At 53.6% G+C, this 21,028-nt stretch carries 26 protein-coding genes and 1 pseudogene; 11 read left to right on the top strand and 16 right to left on the bottom strand.

The annotated features are described in order from the left end of the window. Positions 1–69 precede the first annotated feature (69 nt). The gene (locus tag ACH5Y9_RS07695; protein ID WP_033158672.1) at positions 70–669 is read left to right on the top strand and encodes a hypothetical protein; all 600 of its coding nucleotides are present in this window, start codon (positions 70–72) and stop codon (positions 667–669) included. Between the two features lie 46 nt (positions 670–715). Here ACH5Y9_RS07695 and ACH5Y9_RS07690 read toward each other — a convergent pair whose 3' ends face one another. Then, positions 716–1,075: a hypothetical protein gene (locus ACH5Y9_RS07690; protein ID WP_445369170.1), complete on the bottom strand. Its 360-nt coding sequence runs from the start codon at positions 1,073–1,075 to the stop codon at positions 716–718. A gap of 467 nt (positions 1,076–1,542) precedes the next feature. Between ACH5Y9_RS07690 and chrA the strand changes: the two genes are divergently transcribed. From chrA to ACH5Y9_RS07650, 8 genes are all read left to right on the top strand, one after another. Next, complete coding sequence (chrA, locus tag ACH5Y9_RS07685; RefSeq protein WP_445369169.1) at positions 1,543–2,919, top strand: chromate efflux transporter; 1,377 nt, start codon at positions 1,543–1,545, stop codon at positions 2,917–2,919. Between the two features lie 609 nt (positions 2,920–3,528). Then, positions 3,529–4,332, top strand: coding sequence for an energy transducer TonB (locus ACH5Y9_RS07680; protein ID WP_445369168.1), 804 nt, complete (start codon positions 3,529–3,531; stop codon positions 4,330–4,332). A 19-nt stretch (positions 4,333–4,351) separates the two neighbouring features. After that, positions 4,352–5,128, top strand: a complete 777-nt coding sequence (locus tag ACH5Y9_RS07675; protein WP_445369167.1) for a MotA/TolQ/ExbB proton channel family protein — start codon at positions 4,352–4,354, stop codon at positions 5,126–5,128. Next, positions 5,128–5,538, top strand: a complete 411-nt coding sequence (locus ACH5Y9_RS07670) for an ExbD/TolR family protein (protein ID WP_445369166.1) — start codon at positions 5,128–5,130, stop codon at positions 5,536–5,538. Before ACH5Y9_RS07675 ends, ACH5Y9_RS07670 begins: the two co-directional genes overlap by 1 nt. A gap of 158 nt (positions 5,539–5,696) precedes the next feature. Next, on the top strand, positions 5,697–6,590 hold the full coding sequence (locus tag ACH5Y9_RS07665; protein ID WP_445369165.1) for a dienelactone hydrolase family protein: 894 nt from the start codon (positions 5,697–5,699) through the stop codon (positions 6,588–6,590). An 18-nt stretch (positions 6,591–6,608) separates the two neighbouring features. After that, positions 6,609–7,319: a cytochrome b/b6 domain-containing protein gene (locus ACH5Y9_RS07660; RefSeq protein ID WP_445369164.1), complete on the top strand. Its 711-nt coding sequence runs from the start codon at positions 6,609–6,611 to the stop codon at positions 7,317–7,319. Between the two features lie 37 nt (positions 7,320–7,356). After that, positions 7,357–7,818 (top strand): cytochrome c, encoded by a 462-nt coding sequence (locus ACH5Y9_RS07655; RefSeq protein WP_445369163.1) that lies wholly within the window; start codon positions 7,357–7,359, stop codon positions 7,816–7,818. A gap of 322 nt (positions 7,819–8,140) precedes the next feature. Continuing rightward, positions 8,141–8,989, top strand: coding sequence for an EAL domain-containing protein (locus ACH5Y9_RS07650; protein WP_445369162.1), 849 nt, complete (start codon positions 8,141–8,143; stop codon positions 8,987–8,989). A gap of 122 nt (positions 8,990–9,111) precedes the next feature. Here the strand turns inward: ACH5Y9_RS07650 and ACH5Y9_RS07645 are convergent, their stop codons facing one another. Next, a complete protein-coding gene (locus ACH5Y9_RS07645) occupies positions 9,112–9,411 on the bottom strand; it encodes a hypothetical protein (protein WP_445369161.1) in 300 nt (99 codons plus the stop codon). Between the two features lie 603 nt (positions 9,412–10,014). On the opposite strand from ACH5Y9_RS07645, the gene ACH5Y9_RS07640 reads away from it, so the two are divergent. Continuing rightward, positions 10,015–11,112 (top strand): IS5 family transposase, encoded by a 1,098-nt coding sequence (locus ACH5Y9_RS07640; protein ID WP_445369160.1) that lies wholly within the window; start codon positions 10,015–10,017, stop codon positions 11,110–11,112. A 550-nt stretch (positions 11,113–11,662) separates the two neighbouring features. After that, positions 11,663–11,809, top strand: a complete 147-nt coding sequence (locus ACH5Y9_RS07635) for a hypothetical protein (protein ID WP_165385956.1) — start codon at positions 11,663–11,665, stop codon at positions 11,807–11,809. A 218-nt stretch (positions 11,810–12,027) separates the two neighbouring features. On the opposite strand, the gene ACH5Y9_RS07630 is transcribed toward ACH5Y9_RS07635, so the two are convergent. The 14 genes and pseudogenes from ACH5Y9_RS07630 to ACH5Y9_RS07565 all read right to left on the bottom strand — a co-directional run bounded on the left by ACH5Y9_RS07630 (position 12,028) and on the right by ACH5Y9_RS07565 (position 20,977). Beyond that, a complete protein-coding gene (locus tag ACH5Y9_RS07630) occupies positions 12,028–12,903 on the bottom strand; it encodes an AraC family transcriptional regulator (RefSeq protein WP_445369159.1) in 876 nt (291 codons plus the stop codon). Positions 12,904–13,100: 197 nt separating this feature from the next. Continuing rightward, complete coding sequence (locus ACH5Y9_RS07625) at positions 13,101–13,640, bottom strand: methyltransferase family protein (RefSeq protein ID WP_445369158.1); 540 nt, start codon at positions 13,638–13,640, stop codon at positions 13,101–13,103. A 1-nt stretch (position 13,641) separates the two neighbouring features. Next, positions 13,642–14,253 (bottom strand): TetR/AcrR family transcriptional regulator, encoded by a 612-nt coding sequence (locus tag ACH5Y9_RS07620; protein ID WP_445369157.1) that lies wholly within the window; start codon positions 14,251–14,253, stop codon positions 13,642–13,644. A 57-nt stretch (positions 14,254–14,310) separates the two neighbouring features. Next, positions 14,311–14,754, bottom strand: coding sequence for a hypothetical protein (locus ACH5Y9_RS07615; RefSeq protein ID WP_445369933.1), 444 nt, complete (start codon positions 14,752–14,754; stop codon positions 14,311–14,313). A gap of 5 nt (positions 14,755–14,759) precedes the next feature. Next, positions 14,760–14,984 (bottom strand): annotated as a pseudogene (locus ACH5Y9_RS07610) (hypothetical protein); the annotation flags it as partial. Positions 14,985–15,138: 154 nt separating this feature from the next. Further along, the gene (locus ACH5Y9_RS07605) at positions 15,139–15,294 is read right to left on the bottom strand and encodes a hypothetical protein (protein WP_171695277.1); all 156 of its coding nucleotides are present in this window, start codon (positions 15,292–15,294) and stop codon (positions 15,139–15,141) included. Positions 15,295–15,460: 166 nt separating this feature from the next. Further along, positions 15,461–15,934 (bottom strand): GNAT family N-acetyltransferase, encoded by a 474-nt coding sequence (locus tag ACH5Y9_RS07600; RefSeq protein WP_445369156.1) that lies wholly within the window; start codon positions 15,932–15,934, stop codon positions 15,461–15,463. A 24-nt stretch (positions 15,935–15,958) separates the two neighbouring features. Next, entirely contained in the window at positions 15,959–16,591 is a 633-nt protein-coding gene (locus ACH5Y9_RS07595; RefSeq protein ID WP_445369155.1) for an FMN-binding negative transcriptional regulator, read from the bottom strand. A gap of 29 nt (positions 16,592–16,620) precedes the next feature. Continuing rightward, a complete protein-coding gene (locus tag ACH5Y9_RS07590) occupies positions 16,621–17,010 on the bottom strand; it encodes a tautomerase family protein (RefSeq protein WP_445369154.1) in 390 nt (129 codons plus the stop codon). A 33-nt stretch (positions 17,011–17,043) separates the two neighbouring features. After that, the gene (locus ACH5Y9_RS07585) at positions 17,044–17,733 is read right to left on the bottom strand and encodes a CTP synthase C-terminal region-related (seleno)protein (RefSeq protein ID WP_445369153.1); all 690 of its coding nucleotides are present in this window, start codon (positions 17,731–17,733) and stop codon (positions 17,044–17,046) included. Positions 17,734–17,752: 19 nt separating this feature from the next. After that, complete coding sequence (locus ACH5Y9_RS07580; RefSeq protein WP_445369152.1) at positions 17,753–18,577, bottom strand: alpha/beta fold hydrolase; 825 nt, start codon at positions 18,575–18,577, stop codon at positions 17,753–17,755. Beyond that, positions 18,565–20,061, bottom strand: coding sequence for an amidase (locus ACH5Y9_RS07575; RefSeq protein ID WP_445369151.1), 1,497 nt, complete (start codon positions 20,059–20,061; stop codon positions 18,565–18,567). Before ACH5Y9_RS07575 ends, ACH5Y9_RS07580 begins: the two co-directional genes overlap by 13 nt. After that, entirely contained in the window at positions 20,058–20,558 is a 501-nt protein-coding gene (lspA, locus tag ACH5Y9_RS07570; protein ID WP_445369150.1) for a signal peptidase II, read from the bottom strand. The genes ACH5Y9_RS07575 and lspA overlap by 4 nt, the downstream gene beginning before the upstream one ends. A gap of 17 nt (positions 20,559–20,575) precedes the next feature. Next, entirely contained in the window at positions 20,576–20,977 is a 402-nt protein-coding gene (locus tag ACH5Y9_RS07565; RefSeq protein ID WP_445369149.1) for a GFA family protein, read from the bottom strand. Positions 20,978–21,028 lie beyond the last annotated feature (51 nt).

Raw genomic sequence — 21,028 nt, 5'->3', positions numbered from 1 at the left:
GTGCCCGCAATAGCCAAAGCCCGGTTATTATTGGCCGTTGTCCATTTACACGCCCCGGTGGAGATATGCATGCTTGACTCAATCGCTCTTGATATTCAGGCTCTGGTCAATCTGCTCAGTAGGTTAAGACCGGAATTGCTGGATCAAATTTGCGCGAAGCATCCCGGTTACACCGAAACCCTTAGGCCCGGAAAATTAATCGGGCAAGACAATTCGTCGCAATCCCAGTTACTGGTCGATTTAGCCATGAGCACCAAAGGCCTGGTCAGACAGGAGTGTTTGAGTATCTATAATTTGCTGAGCACACGTTTGCGAGGCTCGGTGCGCTTGCGTTTGATCGGCAGCACCATCGCCACCCTGTCGGCGGGCGCATTGATAGCGGCATTAACCCAGGGTGTCCCAAAATTGGTATTGGCTTTTGCAGTATTGACGGTGTTTGCGGCAGCATTCATGCTGGTGGGCGAGTGCCTGGAGGGTTATTTCGGCCGGCAGCGCGGCTTGCGAGAAATGCAGGATAGACTGCTGAAAAATCTGCTGGAAGTAGCCGATATTGAAGCCGAACTGCGTCTGATGGAATTTCGTGGCAATTTCGACGGCATCGAACCGCAAATCCGCAAATTAAATACCGTCGCGATTACCAGTCAGCAAATCCAACATTTGGTCGGCTAAGCGCATTTCCAGACTTGAATCTTGTCCAACCAACAGATACCTTATTTCAGTAACGAAACTTCAAATCGCATGCCCCAACCAATCGACTGGACAGGGAATTGTCTTCACTGGCGAATTGGTTTACATCGACACCGCAACCCAAGTTTACTGGTCGGCTTTTGCGTTTTTCAATCGGATTAGGATTTGCCGTGCTTCGCCCGGCATTACTTAACAAAAGATTCGAGCTATCAGTGGCATCGGCTGTCAGTGCTTGATCCGAAGGAGTCAGAATTAACGCGGAAGGCGTTTCAAAACTTACCGGCGGCGCATCTGCGAGGACATTTAGCGCACAAATAACCAGCCAGCCGCCAATGACGGCGGAAATGGGTTTGGACTGCTTCAGAAACGAAAAATCATGGGCTTTCATGATTTCCTCCTGTTCCAAAGTTGGCATTATGAGCTCGGCGAACAAATCCTCCTGTTAAAGACGCTTGTCCAACCCGCTCGGTCTAAGCTATCTGCCGGTAGCGGCCAAAATTACCCTGACGATTAACAATCCGCTATGGCAAATGCGTCCCTATCTAAGCATTGATCGCTAAACACATTTTTAATTCCGTACTGCGAACCAGGCCGCAAAAGCATTCCTGGAGACAGGACTAATAATAGTCCGATACCCGTTGCGTGGCGAATTTTAAAACGCTTAGTTGCAAAATTTTTCTTATGATAGTCAATTAGTTGACGAACAAATCTCATAATTTTTCTAGCATAATTGATGCCAAACAACAAAGACACGCACCAAACCAGGCAAAGTCATGGCAAGCCGCGTTTGCTTCGCAGATCGAAACCGGGAAATATTTTCGACACTTTTTGTAAGGCCCTCTCAGGAACAAACAGATGAACAACAATCAGGCATCCAGCAATCCACCGCCGCCCGTGAGTTTGAAACAGGCTTTTGGGTATTGGCTGAAACTGGGCTTTATCAGCTTCGGCGGTCCCGCCGGACAGATCGCCATCATGCATCAGGATCTGGTAGAAAATAAGCGCTGGATCTCCGAGCGCCGTTACCTGCATGCCTTGAATTACTGCATGCTGCTGCCCGGCCCGGAAGCCCAACAATTAGCAACCTATATCGGCTGGCTGATGCATCGAAGCTGGGGCGGCATCATGGCCGGCGGCTTGTTTGTATTGCCATCCTTGTTGATTCTAATCGGTTTGGGTTGGGTTTATATGGCTTACGGGCATTTACCAGCCGTGGCCGGGGTACTGTATGGCATAAAACCCGCCGTGACCGCGATTGTGCTGTTTGCCGCGTATCGAATTGGCTCCCGGACCTTGAAAAACGCTTGGTTATGGGCAATCGCCGCCCTAGCGTTTCTGGCTATTTTTGCGTTGCGAATACCGTTTCCGCTAATCGTGTTCGTCGCCGGGTTGCTTGGTGCGCTCGGCGGTAAATGGGCCCCCCAATATTTTAATTTAGGCGGCGGTCACGGCAAATCTAACCCACATTTCGGCCCGGCATTGATAGACGACAACACGCCCCCACCCGAGCACACCCGCTTCAATACCGGTAAGCTGGTCAGGCTGGCCTTTATCGCTTTGGGATTATGGGGCGGTGCGCTCGGTTGGCTTTGCACTCAGTACGGCTGGGACGGCACATTAACGCAGATGGGGTGGTTTTTTACCAAAGCGGCCCTGCTCACGTTCGGCGGCGCCTATGCGGTGCTGCCTTATGTGTACCAGGGCGCGGTGGAACATTACCACTGGCTGACACCAACGCAAATGATTGACGGTCTGGCCTTGGGCGAAACCACGCCCGGTCCACTGATCATGGTCGTCACCTTCGTCGGCTTCGTCGCCGGCTGGAACCAGACACTATTCGGCGGCGAGCATTTATTTTTAGCGGGCGCACTAGCCGCTACCGTGGTGACTTACTTCACCTTCCTGCCCAGCTTTCTGTTCATTTTGGCCGGCGGACCGCTCGTGGAATCAACTCACAACAATTTGAAATTCACCGCACCATTGACCGGCGTTACCGCCGCCGTGGTAGGTGTCATTCTAAATCTGGCTGTATTCTTTGCCTATCACGTCTTCTGGCCCCAAGGATTTGAAGGCGTGGCGGATAAGGTCGCTCTAGCTATCGGGTTGGCCACTATACTGGCTTTGTTTCGTTACAAAGCCGGGGTTATTCCGGTTATTGTCGGTAGCGGTACAGCCGGATTGTTATGGAGCTTTCTAAAGCCATGGCTAAGTCAACACGGCATAAACTTATAGCTGCCGGCAAACTATTAACCCCGCCCTTACATACCGTTAGCCTTTATGCCTTTTGCGGAACGGCAACAATTGCAATCCCAAACCGCCTAACAAAGCTTGCGGCAGGTATTGGAAATGCTGGCGGACAAAAGCTCCGACCAAACCCAAAGGTTTTCTGTAGCTGTCGGCATTGGCGACCCAAGCCGACAGCAGCGCGTCCTCGCCGGCTTACTTAGGCCCACTCCACACTCAACGCAAGTTGTCGTTTGCGGCTGAGGCAACTCTGCCACTCAACAACTGTTGCCCTGCAAACACCCTTTAAACACAAGCTCCGGAAAATTGGTGCTCAGCAAGCAATGCGGGATTGAATACCCGCTGAAACGCCTAGCAATCCGCTCGCGCACCGCCCGGCGTTTTCCCTGAAAAACAATCGATAAATAAACCACTTAGCGTTCTAACTCGCCATCCAAGCCAGATATAGCGAAGCCATCCGACAATCTGGCACAGCTCGTGCTCCATTAGAAATCAATAGCAGCGATCAAAGCCTATTCACCATTTTAAACAATCGCTTACTTTACGCGGCACAACGGGGAATATGGCCTTTATATTTAAGAAATGGGGAACATTGGCATGAGTAGTCCTTTAGCAACTTTTAATAAACTGGTACCGGCGGGAGCCCCCGCGGATTGGGACGCGGCAGAGGTGGTTTCATTAAAATCGCCTGTCACTCAGTTGCCGGAAGGTTTGACGCATTCACGGGTTGCGGTGGCCTTGGGAGACTTTAAATACGTCACCGAAACCCGCGATCACAAATGGGTCGATTTTCTATTAATCGGCGCACTAACAATCTTTATCCACAACACGGTAGTCGATCACTTCAGCGGCGCGGCGTTTGAACAAGAAATTGTGGAGTCGATCAAGCCCGAGACCAAAGTACAAATCACTTTGACCAGGCCGCAACCCAAACCGGTGCCGCCACCGCCGCCAAAAGTTAAACCGCAACCGCCCAAACCCAAGGTCGTACCGCTAAAGCCGCCAAAAATCCAACCCGTGCCCAAAGTCGTTGAGGAAGCGCCGGCGCCTGTTGAAGGGCCGGTGGTAGACAACGCCCCACCGGCTCCGCCAGCGCCTCCCGCGCCGGTGGTTGAAGAAAAAATCACCGAGCCGGTAGCCGACGCGGCCTACCTGCACAACCCGCTGCCGGAATACCCGGAAGTTGCGCAAGAACGCGGCTGGGAAGGCAAAGTGGTGATGAAAGTACACGTGCTGCCCGACGGCACTACCGATAGCGTGACCGTCAGCAAATCCAGCGGCCAGAAAGTGCTGGACGATGCTGCGGTTAAAGCCGTTCTCAAGTGGTCTTTCGTGCCGGCCAAACGCGGCGATACAGCGATTGCCCGCTACACCACGGTTCCATTCACTTTTAAATTGTAATTATTTTTGAGGATCAAAAATGTCTGAGATAGCAACCAACGTCATCGTCGATGGCACCCTGAACACATTAATCGCAGCCTCGGTAGTCACCTGGGGCTTAATCCTGATCAAAGGCGTACAACACCTCCGCATTTCCTATCACAACCGCCGCTATAACAAGGAATTTTGGAGCGCGCCTAATATCCAGGCCGCGGCGCATCTAGAAAATCAGGATGGTCCGGCCGCCCGAGTCGCCGGCATTGGTTTCTCCACGCTGATCGAAACTGACGGCGGCGCCTCTACTCACGACCTGGAACACACCTGGGACAGGCAGGAGTTGCTGGACAGACGCCTGCGTCAACAAATGCAGAAAGAACGCGGCTCGTTGGAAAGCGGTCTGGCGGTGCTGGCCACCATCGGCAGTATCTCGCCGTTCGTCGGTCTGTTCGGTACCGTTTGGGGCATCATGGGGGCGTTGACCAATATCAGCAAAACCGGTTCTGCCAGCTTGGAAGTGGTCGCCGGCCCTATCGGGGAAGCCTTGATCGCCACAGCAGTCGGTATCGCGGTCGCGGTGCCAGCGGTTGTGGGTTACAACTTTTTCATCCGCCGCAATAAAGTGGTTTGGGCATTCCTGGACGATTTTGCCATCGACTTTGTGCACTTGGCCTTGAAAAGCTCGTTCATCATCGAACGCGCCGGCAGCAAACCGGCAGCGGCGGCAGCGTCCGCACGTTTGACCGATGTTAGCGGCGGCAAAAAATCCAATATCAAAGATACCCATGAAGACTTAATCGCGAAAGAGGCGCACGCATAATGGCATTTAATACGAAAGACGACGGCGGCGATGAGGTAATGGGTGAAATCAACGTCACCCCCCTGGTGGATGTGATGTTGGTACTGCTGGTGGTGTTTATCGTCACCGCGCCCCTGTTAACCCAGGCGGTACACGTCAACCTGCCGAAAACCGCGGAAACCGCGCCGCCGGATGACAAACAGGCGTCTTACTTGAGTGTCGATGCCCAAGGCAAAATCTACATCGACAAACAGGAGTTTCCATTGGAAATCATCGAAGGCGAACTAAGAAACCGCCTGGCGGCCAATCCGGAGTTTGCGTTAAATCTAAATGCCGATGACGCGGTGCAATACGGCATCGTCGCCAAGGTGATGTCATCCATCGAACGAGCCGGCGTCACCAAGCTGTCGGTTCTGACGGTTCCGCAATAAATCATGAACCGGCCGGGTAACAGGTTTGCCCGGCTGATTAATCGCGGCGGCAAACGCCGTGGCACAAACACAATCCGAACCACGCCAAAACCAAGGATGCAGCCGCTGCGTCCAGGGTTTCCTTGCGTTTAGGCACAAACTTTTAGGAGAACTGTAGGATGGCGCGCAAGACCGCTCAAGACTTTCACCCGGAAGCCTTACAAGCTTTTGACAAATATGTGCACGGCGATATTTCCCGACGGGATTTTTTATCGTCGGTACCTAAATACGCTCTGCTCGGCCTGACCGCCGAAGCGTTGCTGGAAGCGCTAAATCCGCGTTTCGCTGAAGCGAAACAAGTCGCCGACAACGATCCGCGCATCAAAGCCACGTATGTGGAGTACCCTTCCCCGCATGGTAACGGCAAAATACGCGGCTACTTGGTGCAGCCGGCCAAAGCCGCCGGCAAACTCCCCGTGGTATTGGTTATCCACGAAAACCGAGGGTTGAATCCGCATATTCAAGACATCGCACGGCGCCTGGCGCTGGATAATTTCATTGCCTTCGCACCGGACGCGCTGTTTACCTTGGGCGGTTATCCGGGCGATGAAGATAAGGCCCGCGAATTGTTCCAAAAACTGGATAAAGAGAAAACCCAGGCCGATTTCCTGGCGGCGGCGCAAGCCATTAAGAAACTGCCGCAAAGTAACGGCAAGCTCGGCGCGGTGGGCTTTTGCTATGGCGGCGGCATCGTCAACTTCCTGGCCACCCGTTTACCGGATCTAGGCGCCGGCGTACCGTTCTACGGCGCCCAACCCGCCGCCGATCAGGCCGCAAAAATCAAGGCGCCGTTACTGATTCATTACGCCGGCGTCGACGACCGCATCAATGCCGGCTGGCCAGCCTATGAAGCGGCCTTGCAAAAAGCCGGCGTCAATTACGAAGCCCACACCTATCCAGGCGTGCAGCACGGCTTTAACAACGACACCACCCCACGCTACGACGCCGCCACCGCCAAGCTGGCCTGGGATAGAACCATCAGTTTTTTCAACGCTTATCTGCGCGATAGCTAAACCACCGGGAGGATTTCAATGAAAGTGGAAGTGCATATTTGGGATTGGCCATTACGCCTGTTTCACTGGTTGCTGGTCATAGCCGTGGTTGGCGCTTACGCCACCGGCAAACTGGGCGGCAACCTAACCGACTGGCATGCCCGCTTCGGCAGTTTGATTCTGGGCTTGCTGATATTTAGATTGATCTGGGGCTTCATCGGCACCACCCATGCCCGTTTCGCCAGTTTCTTTCCGACCTTTTCCAGACTAGTGGAATACGTGAAAGGCGAATGGCAAGGCGTGGGCCACAATCCGGCCGGTGCGATAGCGATTATTGCTTTGCTGGCAGTCTTGAGCTTTCTGGCCGTCACCGGCTTGTTCGCCAACGACGATATTGCTTTCGAAGGCCCGCTGTTTCATAGCATCGATAAAGAGCTCAGCGACAAACTGAGCGGCTGGCATCTTTATGCGGTGAATATCCTACTGGGTTTGGTAGCCGTGCATGTCAGCGCGATTGTCCTGTACCAGCGCCTGAAAAAAACCAATCTGGTCGGCGCGATGCTGACCGGCAAAAAGCAATTACCCAGATCCCTGGCGCCCTCCCCGATCAAACCGGTCGGACCGTTCCGTTTCGTGATCACCTTGTTGATCGCGGTGACGGTGGTCTGGGGCGTTTGGAGCGGCGGCTTTGTAAATTATCTGGCGCCGTTGGCCAGTTTCCAAACAGCTACGGCCAATCCTAAAACCTAAACCTTAGTTTTTTTACCACACCACAAGGAGTTAACCCATGAAATTGAAACTGATAGTCGCACTGGCGCTGGGCGCTGCCACGACGGCGGCCGTGGCCGGCGACGTGGAAGACCAAATCCGCTTCCGCCAATCCGCGTACTCGTTCCTGGGCTGGAATACCGCGAAAATCAAAGCGCAGGCAGCCGATCATCCGGAAACCTTTAACAAGGATCAGGTAATCGCTGCCGCGAATGCCGTTGCCGCGGTCGCTAATTCCGGCCTGCTCAGCCTTTACGGCCCAGGCACCGATAAAGGTACCGGCTGGAAACCAACCCGTCTGAAGCCCGAATTCTTCGAAAAACAGGACGAAGTGAAAGAAATCGAAGCGACTTTCATTAAGGAAGCCAACGAGTTGCAAAAAGTGGCGGCCAATGGCGATGCGGCGGAAGTTAAAGCCCAATTCGGCAAAGTCGGCGCTACCTGCAAAAGCTGCCACGATTTGATTCGGGTTCGCGAATAATTCCATCTGCTCCAAACGCTAAAAATCCAGCGTTAAGGCATTTCCAGCCAGCAACTCGGCTTGCCGGAGCTTGTCCGAACCCTATTCGGACGAGTTCCGTTTCTAAACCACTAATAGAAACACCCGCTCGTTCAGATCGACCTACACGTCATATCGCGTTTGACCACTTTCCTAAAAATCGGCATGCCTGGCTTTGCGGCTGCTCTTCTAATTTAGGCATATTAATTTCAAATATTATCGTTTTATTTAATGAGTTAGTTTCGCTAACCTTTGCGTTTATCAGCAAACCATCAGTTACTAGGGACTTACTGGACAGATACTCATGCCTTTACAACAATTAGTCGAATATTTTAACGATAGACTGGAGCAAGAACACAATAACGGCTTACGGCCATTTGTGCTGGACAACGGCGCGGTGCACGGGATATTCGGCCCGATCTGCATCGGTAGCAGATTGTCGCCCCTGCGCCAGACTTTGCGCACAGCAAATGTTATCGGTCACATTGCGCAACTGAACGTATCCACTATCAACAAACAGACCATTGAAAGCAGCGAACTGGAACAATACCTGGCCCTGCCCCAGGCCGAACAAGCCAATGTCGAATCCATCATCAATTTCGACCGGATGTCACGAGCCGTACACATGCTGAACTATTTGCCGCAAGCACATCTGGACGAATTATTGTTTCTGGAAGTCGACCCGCGGCATATACTCGGGGTCAAAGAGGATCATGGCGCTTATTTTGAAGAAGTGATAGTAGCTTGCGGCCTGCAAACTGCCAATGTCGCCATCACATTGACTGCAAACAACGCCTATGCCGGTTTTTACCAATTGCTGCTAAAAGGCCTGAACAACTATCAACGCCGCGGCTACCAATTGGCGTTGAAGTTTGATTATCACTCGCTGGAAAAATCGGCCTTCGAGCTCATCACCCGTGCGGCGCCCAACTTTGTCGGTATCTCGGCGCTGGAATTGGACCGCATCCGCGACAATAAACTCCTGGAAAAACTCCAACAATTAAGCAGTTTGGCAAGCTCGATCAACAGCCGAAGCTTCATACTGCAAATCGATGACAAACGCACAGCCGCATTGGCTCGCAATACCGGCTTTGATCTGGTACAGGGAGACTATTTCGAACGAAGCGTCGAGCTCTCTGCGGCCAACGGCTAATTCAAAGCAATCCGCACAAAAAAGCCCGCGTAAAGTGGGCTTAGCTTTTAGACACGGCTTGGTAAATGAGCTATTTGCGCTCATAAATCTTGTCGCAGACGCCAAAATTAAGCGCCACCAATCTACCGCGGCTTCAGGCAGTCTGCCAGCATCCATTGCATAATCCAACGCAGCGCCAGCTCGCATCGTAATATTCCAGCCTGCACGAGCGATACTGCAGCGTACTTTTGAATCAAATCAAAAGCCATTGCTCGGCTCATTAAAGTGGATCGTAAATCCGCCATGTCGCTTAGCATCGTGTAAAACATCCTCGCAATTTCAGCTGAAGCCTTTGGCGGTAAATATGTCCAGTTGGCTTCTAATACTGGATCACTGCGAGAATCACGCTGGTTTTTCAAAGTCTCCCAGGCGACAATAGCCAATAGAAACGACACAGCCGGCCAATGACCAATCGATACCTGCCGAAGACATCCATCAATACAGCTCCTATAGCGACAAAATCAGATTCTCACCTTCGCAGACAAACATATTCCAGGGTAACCATCAAAAGCCATTCCCGCCCAGGTTGCAAAGCTGTTGCGGTGCAGGCGTAGAATTGCATTTGGTATAGGTTTTTTTAACGAATGAAGGCATGTCCACAACCTGAAGAAACCCATACTGAAACTTACACTACCCGCTAAAGTGCAGATAAATTTTTATAAGTGTCGATAATATTTTAATAAAAAATATTACTTATATATCAAATATTTAAAAATGAACAATCAGAAAACACAAGGCACCAAGCAAGACGAGAAAATGCAACACACGCCGATGATGCAGCAGTGTATTACCCATGAAATATAAGGATTTTTTTATATTAAACTTAATTTACTATACTAAAACCTATACTGTCACTAATGAAACGCCTCATCGTCTCAATTCCTTGGCTTTTAGCAGGCTGGTGAAAAACTGAGCTATCGAGCGTCACTAAGGATCGTGGCGGTTACAAGAGGTTAAAATAGGCTACCTAAATTTGGAGCCTTTCAATGCGCGGACACGATGCCATTCAAAACAGCTGGTTCAGCTATGTTAGCCTGGAAGACCGTATTCCCAAACAGCATCCGTTGCGTCGTTTACGGCTACTGGTTGATGGCGTATTGGCCTCTATGGATGCCGTCTTTGCCGAGCGTTACTCGCACACAGGCCGTCCCTCGATGGCCCCTGAAAAACTGCTGCGCGCCTTGCTGTTACAAGTCCTGTATACGGTCCGTAGCGAGCGTCAGTTGATGGAACAACTGGACTACAACCTGTTGTTTCGCTGGTTTGTCGGTCTGGGCATCGACGACGCCGTGTGGGAACGCACAGTGTTCAGTGCCAACCGCGAACGCCTGCTGTCCGAAGCCCTGAGTCGCGAATTTTTTGAGCGGGTACTGGCCATAGCCGAATGGCAAAATCTGGTGTCCGACGAACACTTCAGCGTCGACGGTAGCCTCATTGAAGCCTGGGCCTCGCACAAAAGCTTCGTCAAAAAAGATGGTAGTGGTCCCGATAAACCCGCCGGCCGCAATCCCGAGATCGACTTCAGCGGCGAAAAGCGCAGCAACGCCACCCACCACAGTACGACCGATCCCGAAGCCCGGCTTTACAAGAAAGGCGAATACACCGAGGCCAAACTGCGTTACATCACCCATGCCTTGTCCGAGAATCGCAACGGCCTGATTGTCGATGTCGAAACCACTCAAGCCACCGGCACCGCCGAAATCGAAGCCGCGCAAAAAATGATCAAACGCCGCGAGCCCAAAGGCGGCAGCGTCGGTGCCGACAAAGGCTATGACCAAGCGGCGTTCGTCAACGGACTCGAGTCCCGTGACATCAAAGCCCATGTGGCCCGCAAAAAGACCGGCAGTGCCGTCGATGGCCGGACCGCTCGCGGCAAAGGTTACGCCCAAAGTCTCAAGCGCCGCAAAATCGTCGAAGAAGCCTTTGGCTGGGTCAAAACGGTCGGCGGCCTGCGCAAAACCCGTCACATCGGCTTAGCCAAAGTCGCGGGTCAGGCCTTGTTTTGCTTTGCCGCATACAACCTGACGCGCATGCTCAACCTATTGATGTTCACGCCGAAACCGGCGTGGAGTGCGCCCGCCTAGGGTGAAGTTCGCCTGAAAACCGTCCACAGACGGCTTCAGGCGAATAAAAAGCCCTTGAAACCGGGGCAAAACGCTTGAAACTCGATGTCATGACCGATTTCAACTCGAAAAAATCACGGCAACCGTGGGTAAGGGGAAATATCAGTGGGTTTTTAACCAGCCTGTTAGGTGCCAGATCTTCACAACACACTCTTTGTTATCAGAAAATTTCACACTGAAATTATGATGTTTTTCTGCTGACTCCGCATCCCTGTGGCTCGCCACTAAAGTCCAAGTCGCTCACATTGGCTTTGACTCATTATCGGATGGCATGGTTGGCAGCACCATTGATTCGATTCTGTTGACGGATCTGGCCGCCGTCGTTAGCAATCGCTACAACTATGGCGTCTCGGAATGGCCCGTGGCTGTCTTTGTCCACGAGGCGACGTAAGTCTCATCAATGATCTCTTCATTCAGGTTTTGAACAAAGGCCGAGGCGCCAAGATTCACCCGTTCATCGCCACGGAAAGCAGTTGTTTAACTTGATTCTCTGGTTATTGGATAGTGATGATTGGCTTTTTGGAATCTCAAATCCGCTACACCACACAACGCTGGTTTGATCGATCGCTTGTTCGTTACTACCGGCTTTCTAGTCGATGTCGCCGGCCGGGAACACGTGGCTTATTCCGGCTATTTATTGCGGAAGAAATCGGCGTAGGTCGACCAAGCGCAGGTGTTTACCAAGGCGATCACAGTTCTGATTTTTTTACACCGATGACACGCCTGCTTACTCACTCTTCTCCCTGGAGGCCATCGGAAAAGCTAAATCTTAGTCTTCCGCTTTTTCACAAGGGATGGCAAAGATTATCGTCACCCGGCCCTGCCCTCCACGCACCCCGAGTTTTACCCTAGCTCGGCAGTTCGACCGCTTTCCGCTTACACCAAAGGCAGGTAAACATCGGTAACCTGTTCGTGTTCGGCCGTTTCAGACACGCGTTTGATGTAATGAAAAAATACCGGAAATTCCCGCAATTCCTCACCACTTTCCGGCAGCCACTCCCGGTAGAGGTAATAAACACTGTCGCTGATACGGTCGGTTGAACCGATATGGCGCACCACGGCGTATCGCCCTTCCGGAATCTGCTTGTTGACCACGCCGTGCGAATTGGCCGGCACGGGTTGCTTGACCTCCCCGCAGACATCGAATCGGAATGAGTCCGTGGGCGTGTTAGTCGGGTCGTCATACGCGATACCGAACGTCCGACTGCTGATGATCGGCGACAAGCCGCTTTGCTTACGCCAGGTTATGAATTTTCTGACCGTGTCCATAAGCAGGCTGGGTGATGCACGGTGCTCCAGCGCTGCGACTAGGGTTTCTGAAAAATCGACGATGGTAACGTTCATCCGGGGACTCCTTAGGCGTTTGGGTAATAGCATGCGCTCATTCCATGGCTGCCATGCCGGGTGCTTTCGAAATTGAGTAGGCGTTTGTCCAATGCATTTTTTGAACGCGCGGGAAAACGATTCCGCATTCTCGAAACCGGCGTCCAGGCCAATATCGGTAATGCTGCGCCGCTCCTGAAATACCAGTTGGTAAGACGCCTTGCGTAAGCGCAATAACCGAATGTAGCGCGTCGTGCTCAACCCGGTGTAAGCGGAGAACTGGCGTTGAAAGTGAAATCGGGAAAAATTGGCCTGTTTGCTCAGTTCGTCGACCGACAACGGCTTGAACAGATGTTGGTCTATGTAATCGAAAACCCTATCGAAACGCATGGCATAGGCCGCGCTGGCCGTTTTATCGTCGACTTTCATACCTCCTCAATCGAGCGCTACTGTAACAAGCGCCTAATCTTCGCGCCTTACTCAACGTGCTCAATTGATACCGGAAATGCGTAGAACAAATGGAATGCACTGGCGCGAGTGCGGCAGATCGTCGGACGCCCCCGTTTTGCCGACCACCCGGGAGGCGGGGCCTGCCAGGGATGCAAGCGTGACAGAAGTATCGCCACTCAAGTTTCGGCGACACAATGGCCTGCTGTCCGCTGCGAGTGGCTGTCCATGTAGTCGTAAAAAGCCTGTCCGTGCGCCGATTCGAACGGCAGGCTGCCGCTACGCACACCCTGCTCCAACCGTTCGAACCACGGCCGGCTCATTGCCGGCGAGTTGTGCATCAGCACCATTGCCCGCAGGCTGTTGGGATGGTCCAGACGCAGATAAGTCGATAGTTTGTTATTGCGGAAGCGACGTTGCGAGACTTCCTCGAACACGCCGATAGCCGCCAGCATGCGCAGCAAACGGTAGAGGGCATCGGCGTCGGCGCCGATACGTTCGGCCAGGGTTTCGGCGCTAGCGTCGCCATCGGCCAGCGCGCCGGCGATGTCCAGCCGCGCGGCGACATACAGCGCCCTCGATTGCCAAAAGGCCGAACCGATCTGGATCAGGCGGAACGGCGCCGGCACGATTTTGTTGGGCAAATGTTGCAACCAGGCGCCGAATCTGGCGAGTTTGGCAAAACGGCGCACCGCGCCGACATTTTTTTGCAATGTCATGTCACGCTCCCGCTTGGGAGGCGGCCATGCCCGCCGCCAACAGCTTGCCGTTGAAAGCGGCGAGTTCGTCGAGGAAGGCTTCGTCCATCTGCCCTCCCATCTGTTCCTCGAAGATGTCTTTCAGCAGCATCGGCATCATCGCAAGGCTGACGAAGGCCATCCGCGCCACGTCGGGATTGATCGCCTTATCGACCTGACCGCTTGCCTTCAGCTGTTCTAGCCGCCGTGCGCCGCCGCTGCGGCCGCGCTCCAGCAATTGCAGGATGAAACGCCGGCCCGGCCCGTGGTTGAGGGCCAGCACCTTGAGAATAAGCTTGGGAAACTCGGGATGCTTGAGCATGGTGTCATAATAGAGGCGTAGATATTCAGCGAAACCACCGGCCTCGGACAGCGTATCGCTGTCGAGCATGTCCAAGAGGGGCTTGAGCGTCTCGCGGATCATTTCTTCGTAGAGGCCTTCCTTGTTGCCGAAGTAATAGCGGATCATCGAGATATTGACGCCCGCCTGGTCGGCGATGGCGCGGGTGGTGACTTTGTGGTATTCGTCGGCGAGAAAACATTCCAGCGCCGCCTTGAGCAGACGCGCATAAACCGGGTCGCGAATATCGTTCATCGTAAAAACTCCTGCAAACCATGACAGCGGCAGGTTAGCACCGGCGGCTCAGGGGCTCTAGCGTTTTCGCCAATCAAGATGATGGGTTTGATTGAAGTGCAATAGAAGAAAGCCGATCCCCCTGTCACCGCCTCGCATCGCATTTTCTGCTGGACGGCCAACGACATCCCTTCGCGGCCAGCGCAATAAACGAACCCCAAGCAGCATACAGCCCACGGCAAAGGTGAAAATCCCAACAGTAGACACATACACCGAAATCATAGGCCCCAGCGCATAAACCACGGCGCCGGCGAAGATCAATAATGCCGCCGGCTTGGGATAGATCGCCGAACGGTAGATAGCCAGGCAAAACAGCACGATGCCGATCAATATCGTCGCGGAAGCCGAAATTCTAAACGCCAACACCGCCGGATCGTTTTTGATGACGGCGTCTCGTAACAGAAAGGCGGTTTCCGGATAACCTCGTTGCTGGCGGCGGCCTGCTTTAGCAAAAACAGACAATTACGCATGAATGGCGGATTGCCGATGGCATGTTGCGCGACCAACCAGGCGGCCCAAGCCCCCTCCTCGCCCACAAGACTGTGTACAGGCCAACCGTATTGCTCGATGATGGCTGCAAGGCGAGCGGCATTGCTGATATGTACGGCTTCCATATACGGGTGATAGAGAGCGTGGCCTAGAGAGCCATCGGCGACCAACGCCTCCCGTACTGAAAGGTCGTTTTTTGCCATCGCTACCAGTTCCTGGCTTAACATTTCGTTTGAATGGTGCATCGGGGCTCTGTTTTGGCAATTAGTAAGAGGCGCTTCAGCTTGTGCCGACCGGTGAACGATCTGCCGCGCGCCACGTACCCGGCTGCCAATCAGCGTCGAACGCTAATCTGCTTTAAGCGGACGGACGTTTGATCAAGAGCCGAATCCAAAACCATGTCTCGAAGCCCGCACCAACGATGAAAGCGGCGTTACCGATACCGGAATAACCGACCAGATAACACGCCACGGCTACCGCTAAAATCATGACGGTGATGATGTGATGTTTCATAGAACTCTTCTCCTACGTAATAAAGTTAAGGAACAACATTAACCAACATCCCGGCTAATTCTGTAGCAATCCGCATCAATGGATCGATGGAGGGACCGCGCCAGCAACTGACCAGGATAAAAACTTCCCGATTCAAACCATACCCATCATATAAACCATCCACGGCTTAGTCGTTTAAAGGTTCAATGGCCGGGATAGGCAAATAGTAGACATAAAACTGTTCGTCACGTGTCCAACCGGTTGTTCGATAAAGTGCCTGCGCCTCGGTGTTGATTACTGCCGTCGACAAGGTCAGGCGGACTGCGCCTAAGGTTGCCGCATATTCGACTGCCGCCGCTATGAGCCGGCCGGCAATGCCTTGTCTACGAAATCCGGCATCGACAAATAGATCGTTGAGAATATAGGTTCGAGCCAGCGAGACTGACGAAAAGCTGGGGTAAAGCTGAACAAAGCCGGTGGCGTTATTGTCCTGCTCGGCCAGGAATAGTACCGATTCGCCGTGTTCGAATCGATCCCGCAAAAACGATTTCGCCGCATGCGGATCACTGGATTTACCGTAAAACCGGCGGTAATCGTCGAATAACGGAACGAGTGCATCCAGGTCGGACAGCGTGGCTTGACGAACGGAAAATGGCTTCATGACGGCTTCCATCAATGGTTGGCGTTAGGGTTTAGCTACGTCGGCAACCAAATCTGCCATGACCACCTGGCCCGATGCGCGCAACGCTTCGATCACGCTGCTGCGGTTTTCCGGCGGCTGGTTTTGGCTGACCTTCCACTTGCCTTGCAGTCGGGTCACGCTGATTTCGATGCCGACAATTTGCGTGAGCAAGCGCTCGGTAAAATTGGCGGGCGCGTCCGCTATTGCCCAAGGCTCTGGGAAACCGGCTTCGAATTCATCCGTCATGGCCTGCAATTGCCCACGAATCCAGGCCGGGTCGTCGATTATCCTTAGTTTGCCGTATGCATGCACGGCGGTGTAGTTCCAGGTCGGCACCACCTTGCCTGTTTGCGGTTTGCTGGCGTACCAGGACGGCGAGATGTAGGCATTTTCGGATTGAAACACCGCCAGCACTTCGGTTTGCGGATCGAAATCGCTCCACAGCGGGTTCGTGCGGGCGATGTGGCCGCGCAAGCAGCCGTATGGCGTATCGCCGTCTTCCAGCCAATGCAGCGGAATATGGTTGGCGTTCAAACCGTCAAAGGATAAGGTAACCAAGGTCGCCAGGGGATATTCGCGCATCAAGGCCTGCATGACCTCGATTCTTGGTTCGTCGAAATGTTTGGGGATATACATTGATGCTTACCGTTTAAATGTCGATGCCGCTAGACATTGATTTTGTAATTCAAGGTTACTTCGTCGCCGTGCATGCCACGGAATCCCCAATTGCAGGCAGGACTTTCATATATGCAAATTTCTATATCCTGGTGGGTAATTCCGATCTTTTCTTGGATGCGGTCGAACAGCAAACGAATCAGCTTTTTCTTGGTAGCCGTTTCCCGGCCGCTAATCATGGTGATTTCGATGATCGTATAGGAATCGGTTCTGCCGCTGGGCGCGAACAGGTCGTCTTTTTCCAGCGGGAAGAATCTGTGCGCCCTCTTGTCTTGCGGAAACTGCAGCGCTTCCACCACGCATTCATGAATCACATCGGACAATTGCCGCTTGATGGGGTTGAGATGGTCTTTAATCCCGTAGATTTTGATTTGTGCCATTTTAAAGTCTCTTGAAATAAGGAACTGTAGCCATCAGCTTGCGCTAACCGCGCGCAAAAATGCCGAAACCAAAGGATGCGGCTGCTCCGGCGTGGATCGGGCTTGCGGCACGAACAGCGTACCGATGAAAAAGGGATGACCCGGCCATTCGATGACCCGAATCTCGCCTTCGGTATCGGCGCCGGTGATGCGCAACGGCCCTTGTTTCAAGACATCGATACAGTCCGGGTTGATGCCGAAATTGCAATAATACTGTTCGGTGGCGGTCAAGGCGCCGTAGATGTCGGCAACACGCGAGCCCGGTTCGAAAGTCAGCGGTAGCTGCCGCCCGGCCAGCGAACAGGCCAGCTTCGAAATGAACAAATCGGAGGCATAAGGATCGTACTCGGCGTGTTGCGCGTCTTTGAATCCCAACAGGTTGCGGGCGTATTCCAAAATCATATGCTGAAATCCGCCGCAAGTGCCGAAACACGGGACGCCGTTTTCGCGGGCATACCGAATCGCTGCCAGTGTCTTGTCCATGTTCTTATATGGGCTGCCAGGCGCTACCCAGATGCCGGCATAGCGTTGGAACAGCATTTGATCGATGTCCTCGGTTGAAATCCAGTCGGCGTTAATCTCCAACCCCAAAGCCGTCTTGGCATGTTCGATGGCGGCGTTGGTCGAGAGATGAGGCTGAAATGTCGGCGTGTATTCGCCGAGCAATGCAATTGATGGGGTCATGGCTGGGTCAGTTTCTTGGTTAATTTAGGGTTTCGATCAACCGACAAATCGCCGGCGAGGTTCGATACAGACAGGAATAATGGGAAAGTCCGTCCAGTACCGTAATTTTCGAACAGCCTGGCAACGCCGATGCTAGAAAATCGGCCATGGCAACCGGCGACCAGTTGTCTTCCGCGCCGTGCCAGATCTGAGTATCGACGTTGATATCGGCCAGCGTTGCTTTCCAGGGCTGGACGTAGGCGATGACGTCGCGAGCATAGCCTAGGGAATCGCGCTTGAAGCAGGTTTTGAGCGTTTTCATCATCGTGATCCGAAACCCCTGATCGGCCAGCAACGCTCGGTCTTCGCCGGCTACGCTGGCAAATAACATCCGCAACAACAGGCCGGGAAATCGACTCGCCAACCATCCTTGTACCCGAGCCAGCCGCAGAAATGTCGACGGACGATTTTGAGCCAGCTGGAAAACGGCCTTTCCCGCCGCCGCGTCGATGAAGTCGCAGGCATCCAACGGCGCAGCGGCGGAAACCAAATGCAGGCTGCGAACCTTGCCGTTCATCGCCCGGCTAACTTGCAAGGCAATGAAAGCACCGATCGAAAAGCCAATAACATCAACGGGGCTATCGCCAACCTTGTTGGCAATCTCTTCGGCGATGCATTGGTAATAAGCGTCGCCTTGCAAGCTAGGGGCTATGGTCGAGCGGTCGTAACAAATGATGGCCAGTTGATGTTGTTTGGCATAAGCATCGAAAATTTCGCATTCATCGGGCGAGCCCGGCGTACCGTGGAAATAGATCACCGGCTGGCCGTCGGCGGCGCCGAATTGGCTGAATTTTACTGATGGCATAACGGCGGCATCCTGTGTTTCCAAGGATCGGCTTGTTCGAGCTGGGCGGCCAGTTGGAACAACAGCCGGTCGTTACCGGTTGCGGCCATGAACTGCACGCCGTGCGGCAAGCCGTCGTCGCTCCAATACAGCGGCACCGACATGGCCGGTTGGCCGGTGATGTTGGCAAGCGGGGTGAACGGCGTTTGCTGCACGGCCTTGCTGATAATCGCATCCAGCAAGCGGTTGGAGAATAATTTGTCGGCCAATCCGCTCACCAGCAGTCCGTGCATCAGCCATCGTTCCACAACATTGGGATCGAGGGCGTCGGACGCCAACGGCGGCGTGGCGACCGTCGGTGTCAGGATCACGTCGTAGCGGCTATGAAAATCCGCCAACCGTTCGGCGATCCGCTGCCAGACAGCCAAGGCCTGCTGCAGCTGTTCGTCGCTCACGCCTTTGCCGATGCCGGCCATCAGCCGGGTGTTCAACTCGATGGCCAGCTCAGGCTCGGTCAGTTCCAGCCACTGCGCCATGTTGGCGACATCCCGCGCGGTATAGTAAAAAATCACGGTCAGAAAGGCGCGCATCAATTCGCGGTCGTCGAAATTCCAGGCAGCCTCCTCGACATCGTGGCCGCGCGCTTCGCAGTGTTTGGCGGCTTTGACGGCGGCGGCGAGGCAGTCGCGATGTATTGGGGTGTCGACAGGTGCCCGGTTGATCAGCGCGATTTTCAGCCGTTTTGGTGGCTGGGTGGCGGCATATAGATAAGACTGGGGCGGCGGCTTGGTCGCGGAGTAAGCCTGATCGGTGTTGCCGGCCACTAAATCCAGATAGGCAGCGCTGTCGCGCACGCTGATCGTGCAGACATGGCTGACAACCGCCCCACCCCAAGCCTTCGATAAATCTTCGAAGCGGTTCAAGCCTCGGGACGGTTTGAAACCGAAGATGCCGCAATAGGACGTCGGCAATCTGATCGAACCGCCGCCGTCGCTGGCATAGGCCATAGGCACGATTCGGGCGGCCACGACCGCGGCACTGCCACCGCTGGAGCCGCCCGAATTGAGGTTTAAATCCCAGGGGTTGCGGGTGCTGCCGAACACGGCGTTGTTGGTTAGCGCCGATGCGCCGAGCTCCGAGGTATTGGTCTTGCCGAAGGTAATCAAACCGGCGGCATTGAGCCGGGCGGCCATCTCGTTATCGGCGGCGGGACGGTAATCCTTCATCGCCACGCTGCCGTTCGACATCGGGACGCCGGCGAAACGCAACATCAAATCCTTGACCAGAAACGGCACGCCGGTAAACGGTCCACGCTTGCCTAGGTTTTTCACCAGCGATTCCGCCAATTCATCCATCGGCGTGACGACGGCATTCAGTAACGGATTGAATTCAGCCAAGCGCGCCTGAGCTGCCTTCAGCAATTCACCTGCCGACACGTCGCCGGATCGCACCAACTGCGCCAGACTCAAGGCATCGTATTGCGGATATTCGCTGAAAGGATTCATCGCTCGGACGGCCGTTGGTTAGCTCGGGGCATGCCGGTAAACAACATCAACGCGCCAACGACCACGACCACATCGGCGACATTGAAAACGCCGGTACGAATTGGCCCGATGCCGATATTGACGAAATCCACAACATAGCCGCCGTACATTAACCTATCGATCAGATTGCCCAAGCCACCCGCCAATAACAACGCATAGGCCAGGATCGAGGACGGTGAGGCCGATTTCGAAAACAGGATGTAACCCAGCAAAGCCAATAACGCCAAGGCAACGCCACCCGAAAACAAGCCGTCGCGCAGAGTGCCCGGAAGCGACGAACCCAAACCCAAAAATGCGCCGTGGTTGTGGGCCAACTGCAAGCGCACGGTATCGCCCCAAAACGACCAGACTTCGGTGTCGGATAAAAACGATTGGGCTATGGACTTGGTGGCCTGGTCGCAACCGACGCAGGACACCAACACAACAAGGATCAGGAGTGCGCGTTTCATCATGCTCATTTCGGTTTTTCCTCAGGTTATACGTGCTCTTTTAATTCAAGACTTGGGTCCACAAAGTCCCAGGGTTGATGACTTGCATGCCAAAAAACGGCTTGTGGCTTAAACAAATCGGGGTTGTCCAAAGTGGCGGCATGAAAAAACAGCATGCCCGTATAACCCGATGATTTCTTTAAGATCGGATTGCCGCAAGTCGGACAAAACCCGCTAGTGACGGTATTGCCGCTATCGGCCGTCATTTCGTAGAACTTCAGTTCTCCTGAAATAGTTGTACCATTTTCCAACGCCACAAACTCGGCCGAATGGCCTGTGCCGGTAATTCGTTGGCATTGCCTGCATTGGCATAAAAAAGACAAACGCGGCTCGGATTTCACCGAATATTGAACCGCTCCGCACATACAGCCGCCTTTAAATTGGCTCATAGCATTGCTCCTGAAATTAGTAAGCCATAGATATTAAAAAGAGAATGAGTA

Source organism: Methylomonas sp. BW4-1, from assembly GCF_052474385.1.
Note: the sequence above shows the minus strand (reverse complement) of the source record. Positions and strands in the feature narration are given on the sequence as shown.

What these genes read in the sequence shown, in the direction of transcription:
- ACH5Y9_RS07695 (WP_033158672.1), top strand. Translation starts at nt 70, where the DNA reads ATGCTTGACTCAATCGCTCTTGATATTCAGGCTCTGGTCAATCTGCTC.
- ACH5Y9_RS07690 (WP_445369170.1), bottom strand. Translation starts at nt 1,075, where the DNA reads ATGAAAGCCCATGATTTTTCGTTTCTGAAGCAGTCCAAACCCATTTCC.
- chrA (WP_445369169.1), top strand. Translation starts at nt 1,543, where the DNA reads ATGAACAACAATCAGGCATCCAGCAATCCACCGCCGCCCGTGAGTTTG.
- ACH5Y9_RS07680 (WP_445369168.1), top strand. Translation starts at nt 3,529, where the DNA reads ATGAGTAGTCCTTTAGCAACTTTTAATAAACTGGTACCGGCGGGAGCC.
- ACH5Y9_RS07675 (WP_445369167.1), top strand. Translation starts at nt 4,352, where the DNA reads ATGTCTGAGATAGCAACCAACGTCATCGTCGATGGCACCCTGAACACA.
- ACH5Y9_RS07670 (WP_445369166.1), top strand. Translation starts at nt 5,128, where the DNA reads ATGGCATTTAATACGAAAGACGACGGCGGCGATGAGGTAATGGGTGAA.
- ACH5Y9_RS07665 (WP_445369165.1), top strand. Translation starts at nt 5,697, where the DNA reads ATGGCGCGCAAGACCGCTCAAGACTTTCACCCGGAAGCCTTACAAGCT.
- ACH5Y9_RS07660 (WP_445369164.1), top strand. Translation starts at nt 6,609, where the DNA reads ATGAAAGTGGAAGTGCATATTTGGGATTGGCCATTACGCCTGTTTCAC.
- ACH5Y9_RS07655 (WP_445369163.1), top strand. Translation starts at nt 7,357, where the DNA reads ATGAAATTGAAACTGATAGTCGCACTGGCGCTGGGCGCTGCCACGACG.
- ACH5Y9_RS07650 (WP_445369162.1), top strand. Translation starts at nt 8,141, where the DNA reads ATGCCTTTACAACAATTAGTCGAATATTTTAACGATAGACTGGAGCAA.
- ACH5Y9_RS07640 (WP_445369160.1), top strand. Translation starts at nt 10,015, where the DNA reads ATGCGCGGACACGATGCCATTCAAAACAGCTGGTTCAGCTATGTTAGC.
- ACH5Y9_RS07630 (WP_445369159.1), bottom strand. Translation starts at nt 12,903, where the DNA reads ATGAAAGTCGACGATAAAACGGCCAGCGCGGCCTATGCCATGCGTTTC.
- ACH5Y9_RS07625 (WP_445369158.1), bottom strand. Translation starts at nt 13,640, where the DNA reads ATGACATTGCAAAAAAATGTCGGCGCGGTGCGCCGTTTTGCCAAACTC.
- ACH5Y9_RS07620 (WP_445369157.1), bottom strand. Translation starts at nt 14,253, where the DNA reads ATGAACGATATTCGCGACCCGGTTTATGCGCGTCTGCTCAAGGCGGCG.
- ACH5Y9_RS07605 (WP_171695277.1), bottom strand. Translation starts at nt 15,294, where the DNA reads ATGAAACATCACATCATCACCGTCATGATTTTAGCGGTAGCCGTGGCG.
- ACH5Y9_RS07600 (WP_445369156.1), bottom strand. Translation starts at nt 15,934, where the DNA reads ATGAAGCCATTTTCCGTTCGTCAAGCCACGCTGTCCGACCTGGATGCA.
- ACH5Y9_RS07595 (WP_445369155.1), bottom strand. Translation starts at nt 16,591, where the DNA reads ATGTATATCCCCAAACATTTCGACGAACCAAGAATCGAGGTCATGCAG.
- ACH5Y9_RS07590 (WP_445369154.1), bottom strand. Translation starts at nt 17,010, where the DNA reads ATGGCACAAATCAAAATCTACGGGATTAAAGACCATCTCAACCCCATC.
- ACH5Y9_RS07585 (WP_445369153.1), bottom strand. Translation starts at nt 17,733, where the DNA reads ATGACCCCATCAATTGCATTGCTCGGCGAATACACGCCGACATTTCAG.
- ACH5Y9_RS07580 (WP_445369152.1), bottom strand. Translation starts at nt 18,577, where the DNA reads ATGCCATCAGTAAAATTCAGCCAATTCGGCGCCGCCGACGGCCAGCCG.
- ACH5Y9_RS07575 (WP_445369151.1), bottom strand. Translation starts at nt 20,061, where the DNA reads ATGAATCCTTTCAGCGAATATCCGCAATACGATGCCTTGAGTCTGGCG.
- lspA (WP_445369150.1), bottom strand. Translation starts at nt 20,558, where the DNA reads ATGAGCATGATGAAACGCGCACTCCTGATCCTTGTTGTGTTGGTGTCC.
- ACH5Y9_RS07565 (WP_445369149.1), bottom strand. Translation starts at nt 20,977, where the DNA reads ATGAGCCAATTTAAAGGCGGCTGTATGTGCGGAGCGGTTCAATATTCG.